Below are 18,644 nucleotides of genomic sequence, written 5' to 3'. Positions count from 1 at the left end.
GTATTCGGAATTCGGATTTGGCGGAAGGTCAGCGGGCGGGCTGGGCGAGCAGGACACGACCGCTCATGCCGGCGATGAGTTCGGGGAAGCTGCCGTCGATTACGGCGGCGACGGTGACGGACTGGCTGACCGGGTCGATGCGGGCGCCGAGGCGGGTCACCCTGGCCGGGTAGGTCTGGCCGTTTTCGTCGATGGCAACCTTGAAGGTCTGGCCGACCTTCAGCCAGGCAAGCCACTTGGACGGCACGATGAAGTCCAGGTCGAGGCTGCTGTCGTCGAGGATTTCGAGGAGGGGCTGGCCGGCCTGCACGAATTGCTGCTCGCGCGCTTTCTGCTCGGCGACGCGCCCCGAGAAGGGGGCTGTGATGCGGCACTTGGCCAGGGTGGCATTGGCGAAGTCGAGTTCGGCGCGGGCCTTCAGTGCGGCTTGTTCGGACGTGGCGTATTCCAGTTTGCCGACGGCTTCCAGTTCCTGCATGCGCTTGTTCACAGCGTGGGTTTTCTGGGCGCCGTCCAGTTCGGCCTGGGCGCGGGCGCGCTGGGCGGTCTGCAGCGAGCAGTCGAGGCTCACCAGCACCTGGCCGGCCTTGAAGGCCTGGCCCGGCTTGACGCTGATGCGGCTGACTTTGGCGCCGATCTCGGCGGCCAGCGTGGTGTAGTTGCGCGGCGCGAGCTGGGCGCGGATGTCCTGTTGTTCAATCGACAGGGGCGCGGGCTTGCCGGCCACCGGCCGGGCGGCTGGGGCCTGGGCGAGCGCCGACGAGGCGGCGACCGCCAGCATCAGGCTGGCTGTGCACAACGGAGCCTTCATTTCGTGGCGCCTTCCTGCGGGCCGGCCGCGACAGTTTCGGGCTGCTTGAAGTCCTGCCAGTTGCGCAGGGATTCGTCCATCACCCGGGTCAGCTCTTCCAGGGAGGTTTCGCTGATACTTCCCACGTTGGGCTCCAGGCCAAGGGTGGTTTGCAATTTGCCGGAGGCCGCGTGCATGTTGGAGAGCGCCTGGTAGCGGCGCAGCAGGGACAGGATGGCGGCTGTGCGGCTGGAGATCTGGTAAAGGCGCCCGTCTTTCTCGGCAGACGCGGTGGCGGTGGCCAGCTTGAGCATGCGGTTGTCTACGCCCCAGATGTTGTCGGCCCGGCGGAACTGCAGGCGGGCGCCCTCGAACTGGTGCAGTGCCAGGTGCACCTGGGTGACGACCGCCATCTGCACGGCCATGCGGCGGAACTCCGTGAGCTGCTCGCCTTTTTCGGCGAGATCCTGGACTGCTGGCGCCGATAGCAGGTTGAAGAGGTTCCAGCTGACGCGGACGCCGCCTTCGCGCCAGTCGTTGTTGATCAGGTAGCTGTTGGTATCGCCCCGGTAACCATAGTTGAAGCTCACGCCGGGGAGCAGCTTGAGCAGGCTCTTGCGGGTTTCGGCGGCGGCGATGCGCACGTTGTAGTGCTGCTCGCGCAGGTCGGCGTTGTTGCCGATGGCAATTTCTTCCAGGCGCTCGGCGGGCACCGCGACGGCGTTCATGCCCAGGTCGCCGGCGGGTTCGACGAGGGTGTATTCCTCGCCCGGCGGCAGGTTGAGCAGACCGGCCAGTTCGACGCGGGCCAGGGACAGTTCCTGTTCAACGCTTTCGAGGGTGCGCAGGTTTTCAAGCAGGGCGCGCTGGTAGCGCAGGGCTTCGGATGGGGATTTGAGGCGTTCGGCCTCCAGCGTCTCGGCTTTCTTCAGGGCGTCTTCGGCCTCGACGAGGGTTTCGCGGACTTCGCTGCGCAGCTTCTGGGCGCTGATGGCGCGCCAGTAGGTGGCCCGGATGGTCTGGATGAGCTGGTGGGTGGCCTTGCGGCGGCGCTCGGTGGCGATCAGCACCCGGTCGGCCTGCTGCGTGGCGTTGTAGTAGCTCAGGCCGAAGTCGAGCACATTCCAGGCGATGCCGAATTCGGTCATCGTGTGGGACTTGTCGGACGAAATATAGGGATTGGCGAGGGAGGGCTGGCCGGTAACCGAGTCCACCGCGCGGGCGACGTTGTAGCGGTCGCGGGAATTGTATTCGGCGCCGGCGGTAAGGCGCGGCAGCAGGTCGAAGCGGGCCACGTCGAGCTGGCCGAGGGAGTAGGTCTGCTCCATCAGGCGCATGCGGTGCTCAAGGTTGTATTTCAGGCCGCGCGCGACGGCCTCGGACAGGGTCAGCGGTCCGGCGAGGGCGGGTGTTTCGGCCCGGCTGCGGGAGGTGTCGGCGCTGGCTGCCTGTCGTACATCCTCGCTGCCGAGGGGCTTGGGAGTAATGGCGCAGCCGCTGCCCAAGGCCACGGTGGCCAGGAGCGCAGAAATAAGGGGAAGGCGATGTTTCCTGGGCTCAGGTGTCCTGGTCATGGCAGCGTCTGTTTTAAAAGTGTGAAAAAAGGCCTCGTCGACAGGGCGGCACGATGGCTGGAAATACAAGTGTCAAAAAATACCGAGGGTATATCGGCTGAGGTGGGATGTTTCTTTAGCCCAAATTGGGGCGCCGTGTGCGCGCTTATATCGGGCTGAAATGTAATGCTGCGACGGGTTGCATCCACCTTGCTCTCCGAACCAAAATGACCGCTTCGCGTCATACTTCACCTATGCAGAATACTTTGACTCCCTCCGCCGAAGCACTGCTTGCGTGCATCCATGAAGCACTCCCGCCCCAGCGCCAGAGCCAGCGCGATCTTCCCAGGCTCGCCGACCGCCTGCGTGCGCTGATTGCCGCCGACGATCTGCCCGACCGTCTCGATGCATGGCGCGCCTTGACCGGCTGGCTTTCGGGCGGGGCCCTGTGGAACGATGTGTATATCGACTCGGCCGATGTACATGGTTCGGCCACCCAGCGTTTTGCCGTGCTGATGGATGTGCTGGCTGCCCATCCTCACCTGGCTGACGCCGTTCGTCAGGCGCTGTATGCCATCCTCAACGAAACCGACGGCGCCAACCTGTTTGGCGAAGTGGGGATTCCCAGCGACCGGGGCTTTCTGTCCGAATTCGGCGATCGTCTGACGTCGAAACTGATTCCGTCACCGCGGGACGACCACGACCTTGGCCACCTGATGAGCCGCAGCTACCAGCGGGACAAGGATCTGACGCTGATACGCGGTTTGCAGCCGTCAACCTTCCAGCGAGCGGTCGAGGTGTTCTTTCCGCCCGGCGAGCCGGTCATGAACGATGCCCTGGCACGCTCTATGGCCGATGGCTTTCGTCTGCTGCTGGCGCGAGTCCAGGGGCAGGGCTTGTCCCTCAAGCTGCGGGCGCGCAGCCAGACCGGGCCGGTTGCCCGTTCGCCCTTCAAGTGCCTTGCCAACAGTGGCGAAAACCTGCTCTGTGCGTGGGAGCAGGGGCGTCTGGCGGGGCAGTTGCTGGAAGCCTGGGAGGCCGATCTGGCCGCCTGCCGCGAAGAGATGCATCTGATTTCCACGCGCCTGGAGTCGGAAGGCATCAGCGTCGATATCGTGTATGGGCTCGACGTACTCGACCGCTGCCTGACCCGCATGGAGACCATCGTCGGGGTCATGAGCGCGGAGCCCGGCACGCCCGGGCCGGTGTTGCTGCTGTTGCAGCAACTCGCCCATGCCGCCCACAAAAGCACCAGCCTGCGCCACCTGGTGCGCAGCAACCTGCAGCGCCTGCAGCGTCGCATCGTGGATCGGGCCGGCAAGACCGGCGAGCACTACATCGCCGAGACACCCCAGGATTACCGCCACATCTGGATCGCCGCCGCCGGCGGTGGGCTGATGACGGTGGCCACCGCGGCAATCAAGATGGCGATTGCCGGTGCCGGTCTGGCGATGTTCCTCGAAGGTTTCGGTTCGGGGCTCAATTACGCGATCAGCTTTCTCTTTCTGCAGGCCTTCGGGCTGATCCTCGCCACCAAGCAACCGGCCATGACCGCAGCGGCCTTTGCCGCGATCATCCGCGACCGCAAGGGCAACGAACGCCTCGACGTGATCGTCGACTACGCGGCCAGCATCTGTCACTCCCAGCTGGCCGCCACGATCGCCAACGTGGCGGTGGTGGCGACTGGCGCCTACGCCTTCGATGCCGCCTGGCACTGGATGACGGGGCACGCCTTCCTGACCACGGCGGAGGCGACCTACGTCTTCAAGGCCCTCAGTCCGGTGGATAGCGGTACCGTCTTTTATGCTGCGCTCACTGGCTGCATCCTGTACCTGGCGGCCCTGATCGGTGGCTGGGTGGATAACTGGGCTGTCTATCACCGCCTGCCCCAGGCGATTGCCGAGCACCGGCTCGGCAATCGTTTCGGGCAGATGCGCATGATCCGCCTGGCGGGCATCGTGTCCCGCAACATGTCGGGCTGGGCCACCAACATTTCCCTGGGCCTGATGCTCGGCATGACGCCGATTCTCGGCAAGTTCTTCGGCCTGCCCCTCGATGTGCGTCACGTCACGCTCAATTCCGGCATCCTCAGTCTTGCCACGTCCTCGCTGGAGTTGCCGTGGATTGGCACCGGGCTGCTGTCGCTGGCGCTGCTCGGGGTGGCGGTGATGTTCGTGCTCAACCTGGGGGTCAGTTTTGCCCTGTCGTTGATGACCGCCGTGCGCGCCTACGACCTGCCGCGCAATGATCTGCGCGAGCTGCGTCGGCGCCTGTGGCTGCGTCTGCGCACCCATCCGCTGGATTTCATCCGGCCTCCGCGTCGCGTCGCAGCCTGAATGGCTGCAGACTCAAGCTTGTCGGTCGGCCGCCGTTAATCCCACAACGGCGGCCGGCCGAAAGTCCTTTCAGACCAGCAACCGGCTTTGCTCACAGATCGACGAGCCCGCAACGCTGCTTTCGAAAGCCCAGCATGAACGCGCCAGAACGAAATCTGAATTTCACTTCAACCAACCGCGGTGAGCTTGCGCGCATCGTGCTGGTCAATGAAGAGATCAAGGCTATCGTTGCGACGGCCTTCCGCATCAACCTGATGGCCCTCAATGCCATATTTCTGGCCAAACGGGCTGGCAATGCCGCGCTGGGTTTCGGGGTGCTGTCCAATGAATTGCGCCGCTTTGCACAGGATCTGACCCGCCACATGGCTTCCTTGCGCGACATGACGTCCGGTTCGGTCGGCAGCGTCACCGGCGTCGTCCAGCAGCAGCGCAACTCGGCCATTCTGGCGGCGGCGATCCGCCTCAGCGGTGACGGCGTGCCGGGCGTGAAGGACGCGCGCAAGCGCGGTGCCACGCGGCTCGCTGAACAACAGGCCAAGCTGCGAACCCTCGACATGCGCCTGCGGGCCGCGGTGGAGGAGACCCAGCAACTGGTCGAACTGGGCGGTGTGCTGGCCCGCTCGGCCAAGATCGAGGCGGCTTACGGCGGGGGGTTCAGCCCGGCGCTGATGCAGGTTTCGACAGATTTCGCGGAGGTGATCGCTCAAATCAAGCGCTCACTGGAAGTGCTCGGCAAGGAACGTCTTGTAAAGGATTAGGAACCCATGAAGCAGGCCCACTGTATCTATCAGGACGACACCCACCGCTGGCTGGCGATTGCCCGTGACCCGACCAAGCCGGGCTACATCATCGACACCAATGAATACGTGGTTGTTCATGGTGAAGAAGCCCTGCTGTGCGACCCGGGTGGCATCGAGATTTTTCCGGCGGTGTTTTCGGCGCTGTCGGCCGAATGCGATCCGACCCGGCTGGCCGGCATCTTCGCGTCCCACCAGGATCCGGACATCATCTCGTCGCTGGCCCTGTGGCTGGAGTTCAAGCCGGACCTGAAGTGCTACACGAGCTGGCTGTGGCAATCCTTTTTGCCGCATTTCGGCGGTCAGGATTCGACCTTCATCACGATCCCCGATCCGGGCATGACCATCCGTCTGGGCGGACTCGAGCTGCAGGCCATTCCGGCCCATTACCTGCATTCGTCGGGCAATTTCCATCTGTACGATCCGAAGGCAAAAATCCTCTTCTCCGGCGACGTGGGTGCGGCCTTGCTGCCTTCCGATCACAACGACCTGTACGTGGAGGATTTCTCGCGCCACATTCGTCATGCAGAGGGCTTTCACAAGCGCTGGATGGGGTCCGACCGGGCCAAGCGCGATTGGTGCGAGCGGGTTTCCCGACTCGACATCGACATGATGGTGCCCCAGCACGGGGCCATCTACCGGGGCGCCGATGTGCAGCGCTTCATCAACTGGTTCGCGGCGCTGGAAGTCGGCGTGCTGCGCGGATAAAGTGAGGGCCCTGCATCCGCGGGGCCGGCGTTTGTTCAGGCTGTCGCCGCGGAAAATCCGGTTTTCGAGGCGACATGTATCTGGCTCTCAAGCACTTTCACATCACCTGCGTGATTCTCAGCGGCACCGGCTTCGCTCTGCGCGGCTGGTGGTCGATTACGGGGTCGCCGCGCCTGCGTGCGCGACTGACCCGCATCCTTCCCCATATCGTTGATTCCTGCCTGCTCGCCAGCGCCATCGGCCTGGCGGTGATGGCGGAGCAGTATCCCTTCGTGCATGGCTGGTTGACGGCCAAGGTGCTCGGGCTGCTCACCTACATCGGCCTCGGTGCCGTAGCCCTGCGGCCAGCGCGCCCGAAGGGCGTGAGGGTGGCTGCCTTCGTCGGTGCGCTGGCTACCCTGGCCTACATTGTGTCGGTGGCGTTGAGCAAGAATCCGCTCGGGTGGCTGGCCTGGGTGTGATGCCCGGGCCAGCGTCTTTCAGGGGCTGTGGTGGTTCAGCAGGCGCTTGAGACCCGGCGTGTCGAGGATGCGGATGTGTTTCTGTTGCACGGCGACCAGGCCTTCTTCCTGAAAGCGGGAGAAGGCGCGGGAGACGGTCTCGAGCTTGAGGCCGAGGTAGGAGCCGATTTCGTCGCGGGTCATGCGCAGGTGGAACTCAGACGGGGAGAAGCCCCGCACGGTGAAGCGCTGCGACATGTTGAGCAGAAAGGCCGCCAGACGCTCTTCGGCGCGCATCGAGCCGAGCAGCATCATCACGCCATGGTCGCGCACGATCTCGCGGCTCATGATCTTGTGGAACTGGTGCTGCAGGCTTTCCACCTGGCGGGAAAGCTCCTCCAGCCGGCTGAACGGGATCACGCAGACTTCGCTGTCTTCGAGGGCGATGGCATTGCAGGAGTGATGTTCCGTGCTGATGCCGTCGAGGCCGAGGACTTCGCCGGTCATCTGGAAGCCCGTCACCTGGTCGCGGCCGTCCTCAAGGATCACGTCGGTCTTGAAGGAGCCGGCACGGATCGCGTAGATGGCTTCGAAACCATCGCCCGAGCGATAGAGGTGCTGCTGCCGCTTGATCTTGCGGCGGCTGCCGACGAGCTCGTCGAGCTGATTGACTTCCCTGGGATCCAGGCCGAAAGGCAGGCAGAGCTCCCGCAGGTTACATTGGGAGCAGGCCGCCTTGATCTCAACCACCGTCACCGGAATTACCGATTTCATCTGCACGTGCAATCACCTGAACTTGTAGGGTTATACCAACGTTTGGAGCCCTTTGATCCACGTCAATACGATTTCGGGGTGATTCTGCGATTGTCTCGTGCAACCAACAGAAGTACCACCCATGAACACGACTCAAAAAGACCTGATATTCGATCCCGAGCTCATTCGCAAGTTTGATGTGAATGGGCCCCGGTACACGTCGTATCCCACTGCGGATCGCTTCGTTGAGGCTTTCAACTCCGAAGCCCTCTGCGACTGGCTGGGGAGGCGTACCGTCGGCGGGATTGGCAAACCTCTTTCATTATACTTCCACATCCCCTTCTGCAATACGATCTGCTACTACTGCGCCTGCAACAAGATCATCACCAAGGATCACGGGCGTTCAGCCAAGTATCTGACTTACCTCGAAAAAGAGGTTGAATTGCAGGCGGCCAGCCTTGATGGTCCGCGGGAAGTATTGCAACTGCACCTGGGCGGCGGCACCCCCACCTTCCTGTCCCACGACGAACTCCGCCAACTGATGGGGATCGTGCGCAAGCACTTCACCCTCGTGCCGGACGGCGAGTACTCCATTGAGGTCGATCCGCGCAAGGTGGATGAAGCCACGGTGGCCCTGCTGGGCGAACTGGGTTTCAACCGCATGAGTGTCGGCATCCAGGATTTCAACCCGGATGTGCAAAAGGCAGTGAATCGTGTCCAGAGCGAGGAAGAAACCAAGCTCGTTATCGATGCGGCCCGTGCCCACGGCTTCAAGTCGGTGAGTGTGGACCTGATCTACGGTCTGCCCAAGCAAAATGTGATCAGCTTCAACCGGACCCTCGAGCAGATCCTGGCCCTGTCGCCCGATCGCCTGTCCATTTACAACTACGCGCACCTGCCAAGCCTGTTCAAGCCGCAGCGCCGTATCGTCGACGCCCAGTTGCCGTCCGGCGAAACCAAGCTGCAGATCATGCAGCTGGCGATCCGCCGCCTGACCGAGGCTGGCTATGTCTACATCGGCATGGACCACTTCGCCAAGCCGACCGACGAACTCACCACGGCCCAGCGGCAAGGACGCCTGCACCGCAACTTCCAGGGCTACTCGACCTACGCCGAGTGCGATCTGCTGGCGTTCGGCGTGTCGGCCATCGGCAAGGTCGGTCCGACCTACGCCCAGAACGTCAAGACGCTCGACGAGTACTACGACATCCTCGATACCGGTCGGTTGCCAGTGCTGCGCGGCATCGAGCTGACGCCGGACGATCTGCTGCGCCGGGCCATCATCCAGGCCCTGATGTGTCACTTCGAGCTGTCGATCGAATCCATCGAGATCGCTCACCTGATCGACTTCAAGAAGTATTTTGCGGCGGAACTCGCCGATTTGCGCGAGATGGAGAAGGGTGGTCTGCTGACCATCGATGATCAGTGGATCTCCGTGCGGCCGGCCGGCCGCATGCTGGTGCGGGCCATTGCGATGGTTTTCGACAAGTATCTGCGGGCTGACCGGGAGCGTACCCGTTACTCCAAGGTGATCTGAGCCTGCCAGCCCGGCCGGCTGCGGGCTAGAATGGCAACCGAAGCGGTAATTCACGCGCCCCGCGCTTCCGCGGGGCGTTTTGTTTTTGCAGGTTGGAACAATGCCCGAAACCGGCTACCTCGCAGTTTTCCTGATCGGCCTTCTCGGCGGAACCCATTGTGTCGGCATGTGCGGCGGGATCGTCAGCGCCCTGACCGTGCAGATGCCCGGCGAGAAGCGTCGCGAGTGGCCGCTGCACCTGGCTTACAACCTGGGGCGTATTTCCAGCTACACGCTGGCCGGCGCGGCGATGGGCGCCATTGGCACGGTAGGGATGCTCTTTAACGACATCCTGCCGATTCAGATGGGCCTGTACGTGGCGGCCAACCTGATGCTGGTCGCGCTGGGGCTGTACCTCACCGGTTTTACCCGTGCCCTGTCCGGCGTCGAGCGCCTCGGTCATCGGCTGTGGTCGCGCATCCAGCCGCACACGAAACGCTTCCTGCCGGCCCGTACTGTGGCGCAGGCCTTTCCTCTCGGCATGCTGTGGGGCTTCCTGCCCTGTGGCCTGGTGTACAGCGTGCTGGCGACGGCGCTGGTGACCGGCGCGGCGGAGCGGGGCGCGGCCCTGATGCTGGCTTTTGGCCTCGGTACCCTGCCCAATCTGATGCTGGCTGGCATGCTCCTCAAGCGTTTGCGCGACGTGGTACGGAACCGGGTGATCCGGACGGGGTCTGGACTGATAGTGCTGGCCTTTGGTGTGTTCGGGTTGGTGACGGCCCCGTCCCTGGGCAGCAAGCTGTGGAGTGGTGTGGTCTGCCACTTTTGACCCGGCCATTCCTTGGTGAGGCTGACAAACATGAAGATCCTGCTGGCGGTTGATGACTCCCCCGTGTCCTTGCGTGCAGCAGCGCAGGTGATTGCGCTGGCCGGTGAGCTGACGTTGCCGCCCGAGGTGCATGTGCTGTATGTCCATCCGCCGATCCCGGTGGATTTTGCGACTCGTCATGTGAGCAGGGAGGCCCTGGATGCCTACTATCGGGATGAAGGCGAGGATGTGCTGAAGGCTGCCGTGACGCAGCTGCAGGCGGCCGGGCTGGATGTGGTACGCCATCTTCACGTGGGTCATCCGGCCGACGTGGTGGTCAAACTGGCCGATGAACTGGGTTGCGATTACATCTGCCTGGGTCGTCACGGCCGCAGTGTGGTGGCCGATCTGATCCTCGGCTCGGTGGCGACCAGGGTGCTGCAACGCTCTGCAGTGCCCGTTCTGCTGGTTGGATGAGATGGATTCCCCGGTGGCACCCCAGACGCTTGAGCTGAGTCTTGGCGGCATGAGTTGCGCGGCCTGTGCGGCCCGTATCGAGAAGGTTTTGAACCGCCTGCCGGGCGTTGAGGCCAACGTCAATTTTGCGGCCGAGACCGCGCGGGTCCGCTATGCGCCGGAGTTGGCCGACCAGGCTGCCATTGTTGCCGCGGTGGCAAAGGCTGGATTCACCGCCACCCCCCGCATCGCTCGCGATCGTGAAGCAGAGAACGCCCGCAAGGAGGCCGAGTTCGCCGCCGAGCTGCGTCTGTTCTGGATTTCGGCGATCCTGAGCCTACCTTTTCTGGCCCAGATGGTCGACATGCTGAGTGGGGGCATGAATGCCTTTGCCCACCATGCCGAATGGCTGCCGCGCTGGTTGCAGTGCCTGCTGGCCACGCCGGTCCAGTTCTGGATCGGACGGCGTTTCTACCAGGGCGCCTGGTCGTCCCTGCGCGGCGGTGGGGCCAACATGGATGTGCTGGTGGCTCTTGGGACCAGCGTGGCCTATTTCTTCAGTCTCGCCGTGGTGCTCCTCGATCGCCACGACCTGCACGTCTATTTCGAAGCCTCGGCGAGCATCATCACGCTGGTTCTCTTGGGCAAGCTGCTGGAGGCCCGGGCGCGGGCCCGCACGTCGGCTGCCATTGAAGCCCTGCTGCGCCTGCAGCCGCCGACGGCGCAGATCGAGCAGGACGGCCAACTGGTCGAAATGCCGGTGGCCCAGGTGCTGGCCGGAATGATTTTTGTGCTGCGACCGGGGGATGCGGTGCCGGTCGATGGCGAGGTGTTGAGCGGCGAGTCGTCGGCCGACGAGGCCATGCTGACCGGCGAGAGTGTGCCAGTGGCGAAGGCGACGGGCGACAAGGTTTTTGCCGCGACGGTGAATGGCGATGGGGTCTTGCGCTGCCGGGCCACCGGCGTCGGTGCCGATACGCTGCTGGCCGGCATCGTGCGGTTGGTGGAGCAGGCGCAGGGCGGCAAGCCGGCGGTGCAGCGCCTGGCCGACCGCATCGCCGCAATCTTTGTGCCGGTGGTGGTGCTCATCGCGCTGCTGACCTTTCTCGGCTGGTGGTGGTTGGGCGGCGAACTGGCGCCGGCACTGGTCAATGCGGTGGCGGTGCTGGTCATCGCCTGTCCTTGTGCACTGGGCCTGGCGACGCCCACGGCGGTGATGGTCGGGACCGGGCAGGGCGCCCGCGCGGGCATCCTCGTCAAGAACGCCGAGGCACTGGAGCTGGCCGAAAAGATCAAGGTGCTGGTGGTGGACAAAACCGGGACGCTGACCGAAGGGCGTCCGGCGGTGCTGGACGTACGCACGGCGGCTGGCGTGAGTCGCGACGAGATGCTGTTGCTGGCGGCGAGCCTGGAACAGGCGAGCCATCATCCGCTGGCGCAGGCGGTTGTGGCGGCCACGCGGGCCGCCGGCCTTGAACCCGTGATGCCGGAGGGCGCCCAGGCGGTGGGGGGCAAGGGTGTCAGCGGGCGAGTGAGTGGCCGGCCGGTGCTGGTCGGCTCGCCGGACTTTCTGGCGGAGCAGGGCGTGCCGCTGCCCGATGATCTGCTGGCGCCGCTCCTCGTTGCCGCGCTGACGCCGGTGGGCGTCGCCGTCGATGGTCGGGCCCTCGGCGCGCTGGGTGTCGCCGATCCACTGCGCACGACGTCGAAGGCCGCGGTGGCACGCCTGCAGGCCCTTGGGGTGCGCGTGGTGATGCTGACCGGCGACCATCCGGCGGCCGCAGCGCGGATTGCGGGCGAGGCTGGCATCAGCGAATTCCGTGCCCAGGTTTTGCCCGGCGAGAAGGCGGCGGCGGTCGAGGCCCTGCGTGGCGAGGGCCTGGTTGGCATGGTCGGCGACGGCATCAACGATGCGCCGGCGCTGGCGGCGGCGGATGTCTCCTTCGCCATTGGCGCCGGCTCGGACGTGGCCATTGAGGCGGCCGACCTGACCCTGGTGCGCAACGACCTGAACAGTGTGGCGGATGCGATTTCCCTGTCGCGGGCGACGCTCGGCAAGATCCGCCAGAATCTGTTCTTTGCCTTCATCTACAACATTCTGGGCATTCCGGCAGCGGCTTTCGGCCTGCTCAACCCGGTGATCGCCGGGGCGGCGATGGCCATGAGCTCGGTGTCGGTCGTCAGCAACTCGCTGCTGTTGCGACGCTGGCGAGCAGGCCGCAAATGATTTTCTGAAAGGACGATGCGATGGAAGATGTGGTGATCAAGGTGCTTGGTATGAGCTGCCAGGGCTGTGTGAAGAACCTGACCGGTGCGCTGTCGGGCACGCCGGGCGTGACCAGTGTGGCGGTGTCGCTGGAACAGGGCGAGGCGCGGGTCAGCTACGATCCGGCGCGGGTGTCGGCCAATGCCTTGCGCACGGTGGTGGAAGACTGCGGCTTCGACGCTGCCTGAGCGCTTTTCCGTCATAAGGGTTTATCCGATAGTCACAAGGCTCACTTATAATGGACAGCTGTCTTACATCTAATAACGGGAGGTAGTGATATGGGTTTCGATCAGGTCAAGGCTGGCAAGGACGTTCCGAACGACATCAACGTGATCATCGAGATCTCCGCTCAGGGCGATCCGATCAAGTTCGAGGTGGACAAGGATAGCGGCGCGATTTTCGTCGACCGCTTCATGGGCACCTCCATGCGCTACCCGATCAACTACGGCTACGTGCCGCACACCGTTGCCGGCGATGGCGATCCGGTGGACGTGCTGGTCGTCACCCCCTTCCCGCTCGCTCCGGGCGTGGTCATCCGCTGCCGCCCGGTTGGCGTGCTGAAGATGGAAGATGACGGCGGTGTGGACGCCAAGGTTGTGGCCGTGCCCGTCTCCAAGCTGACCCCGCTGTACGACAAGGTCCAGACCACCGACGATCTGCCGGAACTGCTGATGAAGCAGACCGTGCATTTCTTCGAGCACTACAAGGATCTGGAGCCGGGCAAGTGGGTCAAGATCCTGGGCTGGGGCACCGTGGAAGAAGCCAAGCAGGAAATCGTGAACGGCCTGGCTGCTGCCGCCAAGTAAGTCGCAAGCGATTTTTGCCGAGCAAGGCCCGCCGTGTGCGGGCCTTGTTTATTTCAGGGGCCGGATCAGACCGCCTGGCCGGCCGCATGGCCCGACGCCCAGGCCCACTGGAAGTTGTAGCCGCCGAGGTGGCCGGTGACGTCCATCACCTCGCCGACGAAATACAGGCCCGCTACTTTGCGGGCTTCCATTGTTTTGGATGACAGTTCCCGCGTGTCCACGCCACCGAGGGTGACTTCGGCCTTGGCATAGCCGAGGGTGCCGTTGGGTGTGATTGTCCAGCCCGACAGGGCGTCGGCGATGGCGTCGAGTTCTTTGGCGTTGAACTGGTTGGTCGGCTTGTTCCAGTCGCGCTGGTCGCACCAGGCGTGGGCGAAGCGCTTGGGCAGGCGCTCGGTAAGCAGGTTGCCGAGGAGGGTCTTGCTGCGCGCCCGTTCGATGAGCCACTGGCGTACGTCTTCGGCCGGGAAGAGATTCACCGTCACCTGGCTGCCGCCGTCATCGCCCCCGTAATCACGGGCCTGCCAGTAGGACGAGGCTTGCAGGATCACCGGCCCGGACAGGCCCCGGTGGGTGAACAGCAGGTTTTCGCGGAAGCGCCCGGCTCCGCATTCGGCCACGGCGTCGAAGGCCATGCCGGCCAGTTCCTTGTAGATTTCCAGCTCTTCCGGCGCGAGGGTCAGCGGCACCAGGGCCGGCTTGGGGGCGACAACCGGGAGGCCGAACTGTTCGGCGATGCGGTAGCCCAGCGGCGAGGCGCCGATCTTCGGAATCGACAGCCCGCCAGTGGCGATCACCAGACTTTCGCAGCTGAAGCGGCCGTGGCTGGTGTCGAGGATGAAGCGCTCGCCGGCCGCACTGCCGGCGCTGACCGATTCCAGCTTGCACGGCATCGCCCAGCTCACCTGGCCGTTTTCGCATTCGCTGCGCAGCATGTCGATGATGTCCTGGGCCGAGTCGTCACAGAACAACTGACCATGTTCGCGCTCGTGCCAGGGGATGGCGTAGCGGGCCATCATGTCGAGAAAGTGTGCGGGCGTGAAGCGGGCCAGGGCCGAGCGGCAGAACTGCGGGTTGCGCGACAGGTAGTGGGCGACCGTCACGTCCAGGTTGGTGAAGTTGCACCGGCCGCCGCCCGAGATGCGGATCTTCTCGGCGAGCTTGGCGGCGTGGTCGAGGATCAGCACCTTGCGTCCGCGCTGGCCGGCCTGGGCCGCGCACATCATGCCGGCGGCACCGGCGCCGATCACGATGACGTCGAAGTGGGAAGTCTTGGCGGGGATGTTCATGGGGAGCCGGGCTTGCAGGAGTGGGCCGGGAGGATAGACCGAGGCTTGCGATACGGCAAACTTCGCGCACTACTGCATTTGCAGAGCGCACTTCCCCTGCTAGGCTTGGCTGATACTGAAAAGCTCGCCCGCACGGCCTGTGCGGAGAACAAGGGACACGAAACAATGGTGCGGAAAGTGCACGTCGGCGGACGTCCGGCAAAGTGGGCACTGTGGGGCGCGGGTGTTTTTGCGCTGATCGGCGTGGCGGGCTTTTTCATCGCACCGCCGCTGGTCAAGTCGCTGGCCGAATCAGCGCTGAGCGAGGCGCTGCATCGGCCGGTGACGATCGAGGGGGTGTCGATCAACCCCTACGCCCTGTCTGCCGAAGTGCGCGGTTTCCGCATGCTTGAGCGGGAGGGCGGGGCGACTGCCGTCAGCTTCGCGTCCCTTTACGCCAACGTGGCAGCCGAGTCCCTGTTGCGCGGCGGCATTGTCGTCGAGGAGGTCAAGCTCGTCGAGCCGACGCTGAACGTGGTTCATCTGGAAGGGCCGCGCTACAACTGGTCGGATCTGATCGACGAAATCCTCAACAAGCCGGACGACGGTTCGAAGAGTCATTTTGCGATTCACAACATCCGCATCGAAAAGGGCCGCATCGACTTCGATGACCGGCCCGTCGGCAAAAAGCACGTTATTTCCGATCTCGACCTGGGGGTGCCTTTTGTCTCCAACCAGCCTTCGCAAGTGGAGACTTTCGTCGAGCCCCTGCTGGTGATGAAGGTGAACGACACGCCCGTCGACATTCACGGCAAGGCCCGGCCCTTCTCGGCGACCCGCGAGTCGGTCGTGCACCTCAAGTTTGACGGTTTCGACTTGACCCGCTATGTGGATTACCTGCCAGGCGAGAAAACCTTCCGCCTGCCCGGTGCGCGCCTGTCGTCCGACCTGGAGGTGACTTTTGCCCAGCCTGTCGGCAAGGCTCCCGACGTGACGGCCAAGGGAAGTGTCGGACTCGATGGCGTGGAGATCCAGCACGCTGATGGCAGTCCGGCGATCAAGTTGTCGGCGCTGCGGATCGGTATCGACAAGCTGGCACCTTTTGCGCAGGAACTGACCCTTGGGACAGTCACCCTCGACAAGCCGGAAATCATCGCGGTCCGCGGTCGGGACAGTCAGATCAGCCTGCGCGCGCTGATTCCGGCGCTGACCCGGGATGCCCGCGCGGTGAAGCAGGACGGCGTGCCTGTCGATGCTGGCGACAAGGGAAAGCCTTTTGCGGTGAATCTCGGTGAGTTCACGCTGAGCGGCGGCCGTATCCATCTGCGCGACGACTTGCCCACGGGTGTTTACCGGAAAGAACTGCAGGACCTGAACATTTCCCTGCGCAAATTGAGCCTCCCGGGGGGCGCGCCGGCAAGCCTGGATGTCGACTTCAATACCGACTCCGGCGAAAGCTATGCGCACAACGGAACGCTGGCCATTGCGCCGCTCAAGCTTGTCGGCACACTGGTGGCCAGGCAGGTGGATGTGCCGGCGCTGAAGCCTTATTACGTGGGGGCCCTGACGCAGGCGGAGGTGCTCAGCGGCAAGGTGGATGCGAAGCTCGGTTACGAATTCTCCCTGGAGGCGGACGATCCGAAGGTGAAGATCAAGGCCGAGTCGCTGGCCGTGTCGGATCTGGGTGTGAAGCTGAAGGGTGAGAGCAGCCAACTGGCCAGGGTCGGCCTGCTCGAAGTACGGGATGCCGAGGTGGAAACCGTCAGCCGCCGCGTGACGGTGGGCGAGATCATCGGCAAGGCCACGCGGATCGCCCTGGTGCGGGACAAGGGCGGGTTGTTCAATGTCCAGAAGATCGCTGCCCGCGACCCGGGCCTTGCTGGCACTTCCGCTGCAGTGGCTCGCAAGGGCGTCGGCAGAGCGAAGCCGGCAGCGAAAGCCGTCGGCCCGGACTGGCAGGTGGACGTCAGGCGCATTGCCCTCGACGACTGGGGCGTGCGGGTGGAAGACCGCACCCTGTTACCCGCTGTCGTCCTCAATGCCGAACCCCTGAGCCTGAAGATGGAGGGGCTGTCGACAGCCAGGGGCAGCAAGGCGAAGCTCGATCTGCAGGCCGTGGTAAACAAGCGCGGCAAGTTCGGCATCGGCGGCACGCTGGGTCTGGCGCCACTGGCGGGCAACCTGGATGTGGACCTGAAGGCGGTGGACCTGGCCATGCTCCAGCCTTATGTGACTGAAAAGGTGAAGATCGCCATTACCCGCGGCAACGTGACGTCGCGCGGCAAGCTGGCTTTCGAGCTGCCCGCCGCCGGTGGCATGAAGGGCGGCTTCAGGGGCAACTTCACGGTGGGCGACTTTGCGTCGGTGGACAAGCTCAATGCCGCCGATTTTCTGAAGTGGAAATCCCTCTACTTCGGCGGCCTGGATATCCGCCTGGCGCCGCTGGCGGTAAGCATCGACGAGATTGCCCTGGCTGATTTCTATACCCGGCTGATTCTCGATGCCCAGGGCGGGCTCAACATCCGCGAGATCACCGCCCAGCAGGCCAGGGAGGCAAAGGACCAGCAGGTTGCGGCCACGCCGGAGAACGGCGGCAAGGCCCCGCCCGCGCCGCCCATCCTGATCAAACGCATCACCCTGCAGGGCGGCAACATCGCCTACAGCGACCGCTTCATCAAGCCCAACTACGACGCCAACCTGACCGGCATGGGTGGGCGGCTCACCGGTCTGTCTTCCGATCCGAACACCATTGCCGAGCTGGATCTGCGCGGCAAGGTGGACAACGCGGCGCCGGTGGAGGTGGTCGGCAAACTCAACCCCTTCCGGCAGGACAAGGCCCTCGACATCACGGCTTCAGTAAAGGATTTCGAACTCTCCGGCGTGTCGACCTACGCCGCCAAATACGTGGGCTACGGGATCGACAAGGGCAAGCTGTCGGCGACGCTTGCTTACAAGATCGAAGACCGCAAGCTGACGGCGACCAATCAGGTCTTCCTCGACCAGCTGACCTTCGGCGAGAAAGTGGACAGCCCGAACGCCCTCAAGCTGCCGGTGCTGCTGGCGGTGTCCCTGCTCAAGAACAGCCGGGGCGAGATTGATCTCAATCTGCCCGTCGGCGGTTCGCTGGACGATCCCGAGTTCAGCATTGGCGGGATTGTTTTCAAGGTGATCGTCAATCTCATCGGCAAGGCCATCACTTCGCCGTTTGCGCTGCTCGGTTCGGTGTTCGGTGGCAATAGCGAGGAGCTGGCCTGGCTGGAGTTCGATGCCGGCTTCTCGCGTCTTGCCGAAGGAGCCGAGACCAAACTGAGCGCTATCGCCAGGGCCATGAACGAGAAGACCGGCCTGACGCTCGACATCGCCGGCCGGATCGATCCGGAAAACGATCGGGAAGGTCTGAAGCATGCGGTGATGCTCAGCAAGGTGGAGGCCCTGAAGATCAAGGACATGGCCAGAAAGGGCGAGTCTCTTGCCGATGACGGACGCGTGCGCATCGATGCCGCCGAATATCCGCCCTTGCTGACCCGGGTTTACCGGGACGAGAAATTCCCCAAGCCACGCAATCTGGTCGGTCTGACCAAGGATCTGCCAGTGGCCGAGATGGAGAAGCTGATGCTGGCCAACACGCTCGTCAGCGACGACGATCTGCGCCTCCTGGCCCAGCAGCGGGCGCTGGCGGTGAAGAACTGGCTTCTCGACAAAGGCCATGTTCCGGCCGAGCGCATCTTTGTGCTGGCGTCCCGTGAGGGGGCTGATGGCAAGGAGACCAGAGCCAAGACGAGCAGGGTGGATTTCTCCCTGCGTTGATGGATTTTCAGGAGACAGGAATGAGACCTGCAAAACTCGATGATGCGCAGCGTCAGGCCGCGCTTGCCACCCTGGACGGCTGGCAGGTAGTGCCCGGGCGCGATGCCCTTACCAGGCAATTCCGCTTTGCCGATTTCAACGCCGCTTTTGGCTGGATGACGCAGGTGGCCTTGATGGCCGAGAAGCTTGACCATCATCCTGAGTGGTTCAACGTTTACAACCGGGTGGACGTGACCCTGACGACCCATGATGCCGGTGGTGTGACGGAGCTGGATGTTCAGCTTGCCCGTTTCATGAGCCGGGCGGCGGCCTGATTCCGTTCGGGTTTGCGGCACTGCGA

The 18,644-nt window shown here is 63.9% G+C and carries 16 protein-coding genes; 12 read left to right on the top strand and 4 right to left on the bottom strand.

From position 1 onward, the window contains the following. Positions 1-28 precede the first annotated feature (28 nt). Together ETQ85_RS11960 and ETQ85_RS11955 are read right to left on the bottom strand one after the other, a co-directional pair. Positions 29-811, bottom strand: a complete 783-nt coding sequence (locus ETQ85_RS11960) for an efflux RND transporter periplasmic adaptor subunit (protein ID WP_148579298.1) — start codon at positions 809-811, stop codon at positions 29-31. After that, complete coding sequence (locus ETQ85_RS11955; protein WP_148579297.1) at positions 808-2,364, bottom strand: TolC family protein; 1,557 nt, start codon at positions 2,362-2,364, stop codon at positions 808-810. The genes ETQ85_RS11960 and ETQ85_RS11955 overlap by 4 nt, the downstream gene beginning before the upstream one ends. A gap of 245 nt (positions 2,365-2,609) precedes the next feature. Between ETQ85_RS11955 and ETQ85_RS11950 the strand changes: the two genes are divergently transcribed. The 4 genes from ETQ85_RS11950 (at position 2,610) to ETQ85_RS11935 (ending at position 6,645) form a co-directional block, all read left to right on the top strand. Further along, positions 2,610-4,679, top strand: coding sequence for a hypothetical protein (locus ETQ85_RS11950; protein WP_187394685.1), 2,070 nt, complete (start codon positions 2,610-2,612; stop codon positions 4,677-4,679). A gap of 134 nt (positions 4,680-4,813) precedes the next feature. Beyond that, positions 4,814-5,437, top strand: a complete 624-nt coding sequence (locus ETQ85_RS11945; protein ID WP_148579295.1) for a chemotaxis protein — start codon at positions 4,814-4,816, stop codon at positions 5,435-5,437. Positions 5,438-5,443: 6 nt separating this feature from the next. Further along, positions 5,444-6,184, top strand: a complete 741-nt coding sequence (locus tag ETQ85_RS11940) for an oxygen-binding di-iron domain-containing protein (protein WP_148579294.1) — start codon at positions 5,444-5,446, stop codon at positions 6,182-6,184. Positions 6,185-6,258: 74 nt separating this feature from the next. After that, positions 6,259-6,645, top strand: a complete 387-nt coding sequence (locus ETQ85_RS11935; protein WP_148579293.1) for a SirB2 family protein — start codon at positions 6,259-6,261, stop codon at positions 6,643-6,645. Positions 6,646-6,663: 18 nt separating this feature from the next. Here the strand turns inward: ETQ85_RS11935 and fnr are convergent, their stop codons facing one another. Beyond that, positions 6,664-7,398 (bottom strand): fumarate/nitrate reduction transcriptional regulator Fnr, encoded by a 735-nt coding sequence (fnr, locus tag ETQ85_RS11930; protein ID WP_148579292.1) that lies wholly within the window; start codon positions 7,396-7,398, stop codon positions 6,664-6,666. A 121-nt stretch (positions 7,399-7,519) separates the two neighbouring features. Between fnr and hemN the strand changes: the two genes are divergently transcribed. The 6 genes from hemN to ppa all read left to right on the top strand — a co-directional run bounded on the left by hemN (position 7,520) and on the right by ppa (position 13,229). After that, the gene (gene hemN, locus ETQ85_RS11925; protein WP_148579291.1) at positions 7,520-8,914 is read left to right on the top strand and encodes an oxygen-independent coproporphyrinogen III oxidase; all 1,395 of its coding nucleotides are present in this window, start codon (positions 7,520-7,522) and stop codon (positions 8,912-8,914) included. Positions 8,915-9,014: 100 nt separating this feature from the next. After that, entirely contained in the window at positions 9,015-9,722 is a 708-nt protein-coding gene (locus tag ETQ85_RS11920; RefSeq protein ID WP_148579290.1) for a sulfite exporter TauE/SafE family protein, read from the top strand. 30 nt (positions 9,723-9,752) lie between these two features. Then, entirely contained in the window at positions 9,753-10,178 is a 426-nt protein-coding gene (locus ETQ85_RS11915) for a universal stress protein (RefSeq protein WP_148579289.1), read from the top strand. Positions 10,179-10,191: 13 nt separating this feature from the next. Further along, positions 10,192-12,384, top strand: coding sequence for a heavy metal translocating P-type ATPase (locus tag ETQ85_RS11910; RefSeq protein WP_342781958.1), 2,193 nt, complete (start codon positions 10,192-10,194; stop codon positions 12,382-12,384). A gap of 20 nt (positions 12,385-12,404) precedes the next feature. Beyond that, complete coding sequence (locus ETQ85_RS11905) at positions 12,405-12,611, top strand: heavy-metal-associated domain-containing protein (protein WP_148579287.1); 207 nt, start codon at positions 12,405-12,407, stop codon at positions 12,609-12,611. Between the two features lie 90 nt (positions 12,612-12,701). Beyond that, positions 12,702-13,229, top strand: a complete 528-nt coding sequence (gene ppa, locus ETQ85_RS11900) for an inorganic diphosphatase (RefSeq protein WP_148579286.1) — start codon at positions 12,702-12,704, stop codon at positions 13,227-13,229. A 65-nt stretch (positions 13,230-13,294) separates the two neighbouring features. Here the strand turns inward: ppa and ETQ85_RS11895 are convergent, their stop codons facing one another. Beyond that, positions 13,295-14,518, bottom strand: a complete 1,224-nt coding sequence (locus ETQ85_RS11895; protein ID WP_148579285.1) for a BaiN/RdsA family NAD(P)/FAD-dependent oxidoreductase — start codon at positions 14,516-14,518, stop codon at positions 13,295-13,297. Positions 14,519-14,683: 165 nt separating this feature from the next. On the opposite strand from ETQ85_RS11895, the gene ETQ85_RS11890 reads away from it, so the two are divergent. Further along, positions 14,684-18,304: a DUF748 domain-containing protein gene (locus ETQ85_RS11890; protein ID WP_148579284.1), complete on the top strand. Its 3,621-nt coding sequence runs from the start codon at positions 14,684-14,686 to the stop codon at positions 18,302-18,304. Positions 18,305-18,324: 20 nt separating this feature from the next. After that, a complete protein-coding gene (locus ETQ85_RS11885; protein ID WP_148579283.1) occupies positions 18,325-18,618 on the top strand; it encodes a 4a-hydroxytetrahydrobiopterin dehydratase in 294 nt (97 codons plus the stop codon). Positions 18,619-18,644: the final 26 nt, after the last annotated feature.

Origin of the sequence: Zoogloea oleivorans (assembly GCF_008107625.1) — a bacterium.
GTDB lineage: Bacteria > Pseudomonadota > Gammaproteobacteria > Burkholderiales > Rhodocyclaceae > Zoogloea > Zoogloea oleivorans.
This window is presented reverse-complemented; position numbering and strand designations above follow the sequence as displayed.

Coding starts and splice junctions, on each gene's coding strand:
- ETQ85_RS11955 (WP_148579297.1), bottom strand. CDS start 2,364: ATGACCAGGACACCTGAGCCCAGGAAACATCGCCTTCCCCTTATTTCT.
- ETQ85_RS11885 (WP_148579283.1), top strand. CDS start 18,325: ATGAGACCTGCAAAACTCGATGATGCGCAGCGTCAGGCCGCGCTTGCC.
- ETQ85_RS11935 (WP_148579293.1), top strand. CDS start 6,259: ATGTATCTGGCTCTCAAGCACTTTCACATCACCTGCGTGATTCTCAGC.
- ETQ85_RS11890 (WP_148579284.1), top strand. CDS start 14,684: ATGGTGCGGAAAGTGCACGTCGGCGGACGTCCGGCAAAGTGGGCACTG.
- ETQ85_RS11905 (WP_148579287.1), top strand. CDS start 12,405: ATGGAAGATGTGGTGATCAAGGTGCTTGGTATGAGCTGCCAGGGCTGT.
- ETQ85_RS11920 (WP_148579290.1), top strand. CDS start 9,015: ATGCCCGAAACCGGCTACCTCGCAGTTTTCCTGATCGGCCTTCTCGGC.
- ETQ85_RS11915 (WP_148579289.1), top strand. CDS start 9,753: ATGAAGATCCTGCTGGCGGTTGATGACTCCCCCGTGTCCTTGCGTGCA.
- ETQ85_RS11960 (WP_148579298.1), bottom strand. CDS start 811: ATGAAGGCTCCGTTGTGCACAGCCAGCCTGATGCTGGCGGTCGCCGCC.
- ETQ85_RS11895 (WP_148579285.1), bottom strand. CDS start 14,518: ATGAACATCCCCGCCAAGACTTCCCACTTCGACGTCATCGTGATCGGC.
- ppa (WP_148579286.1), top strand. CDS start 12,702: ATGGGTTTCGATCAGGTCAAGGCTGGCAAGGACGTTCCGAACGACATC.
- ETQ85_RS11945 (WP_148579295.1), top strand. CDS start 4,814: ATGAACGCGCCAGAACGAAATCTGAATTTCACTTCAACCAACCGCGGT.
- fnr (WP_148579292.1), bottom strand. CDS start 7,398: ATGAAATCGGTAATTCCGGTGACGGTGGTTGAGATCAAGGCGGCCTGC.
- ETQ85_RS11940 (WP_148579294.1), top strand. CDS start 5,444: ATGAAGCAGGCCCACTGTATCTATCAGGACGACACCCACCGCTGGCTG.
- hemN (WP_148579291.1), top strand. CDS start 7,520: ATGAACACGACTCAAAAAGACCTGATATTCGATCCCGAGCTCATTCGC.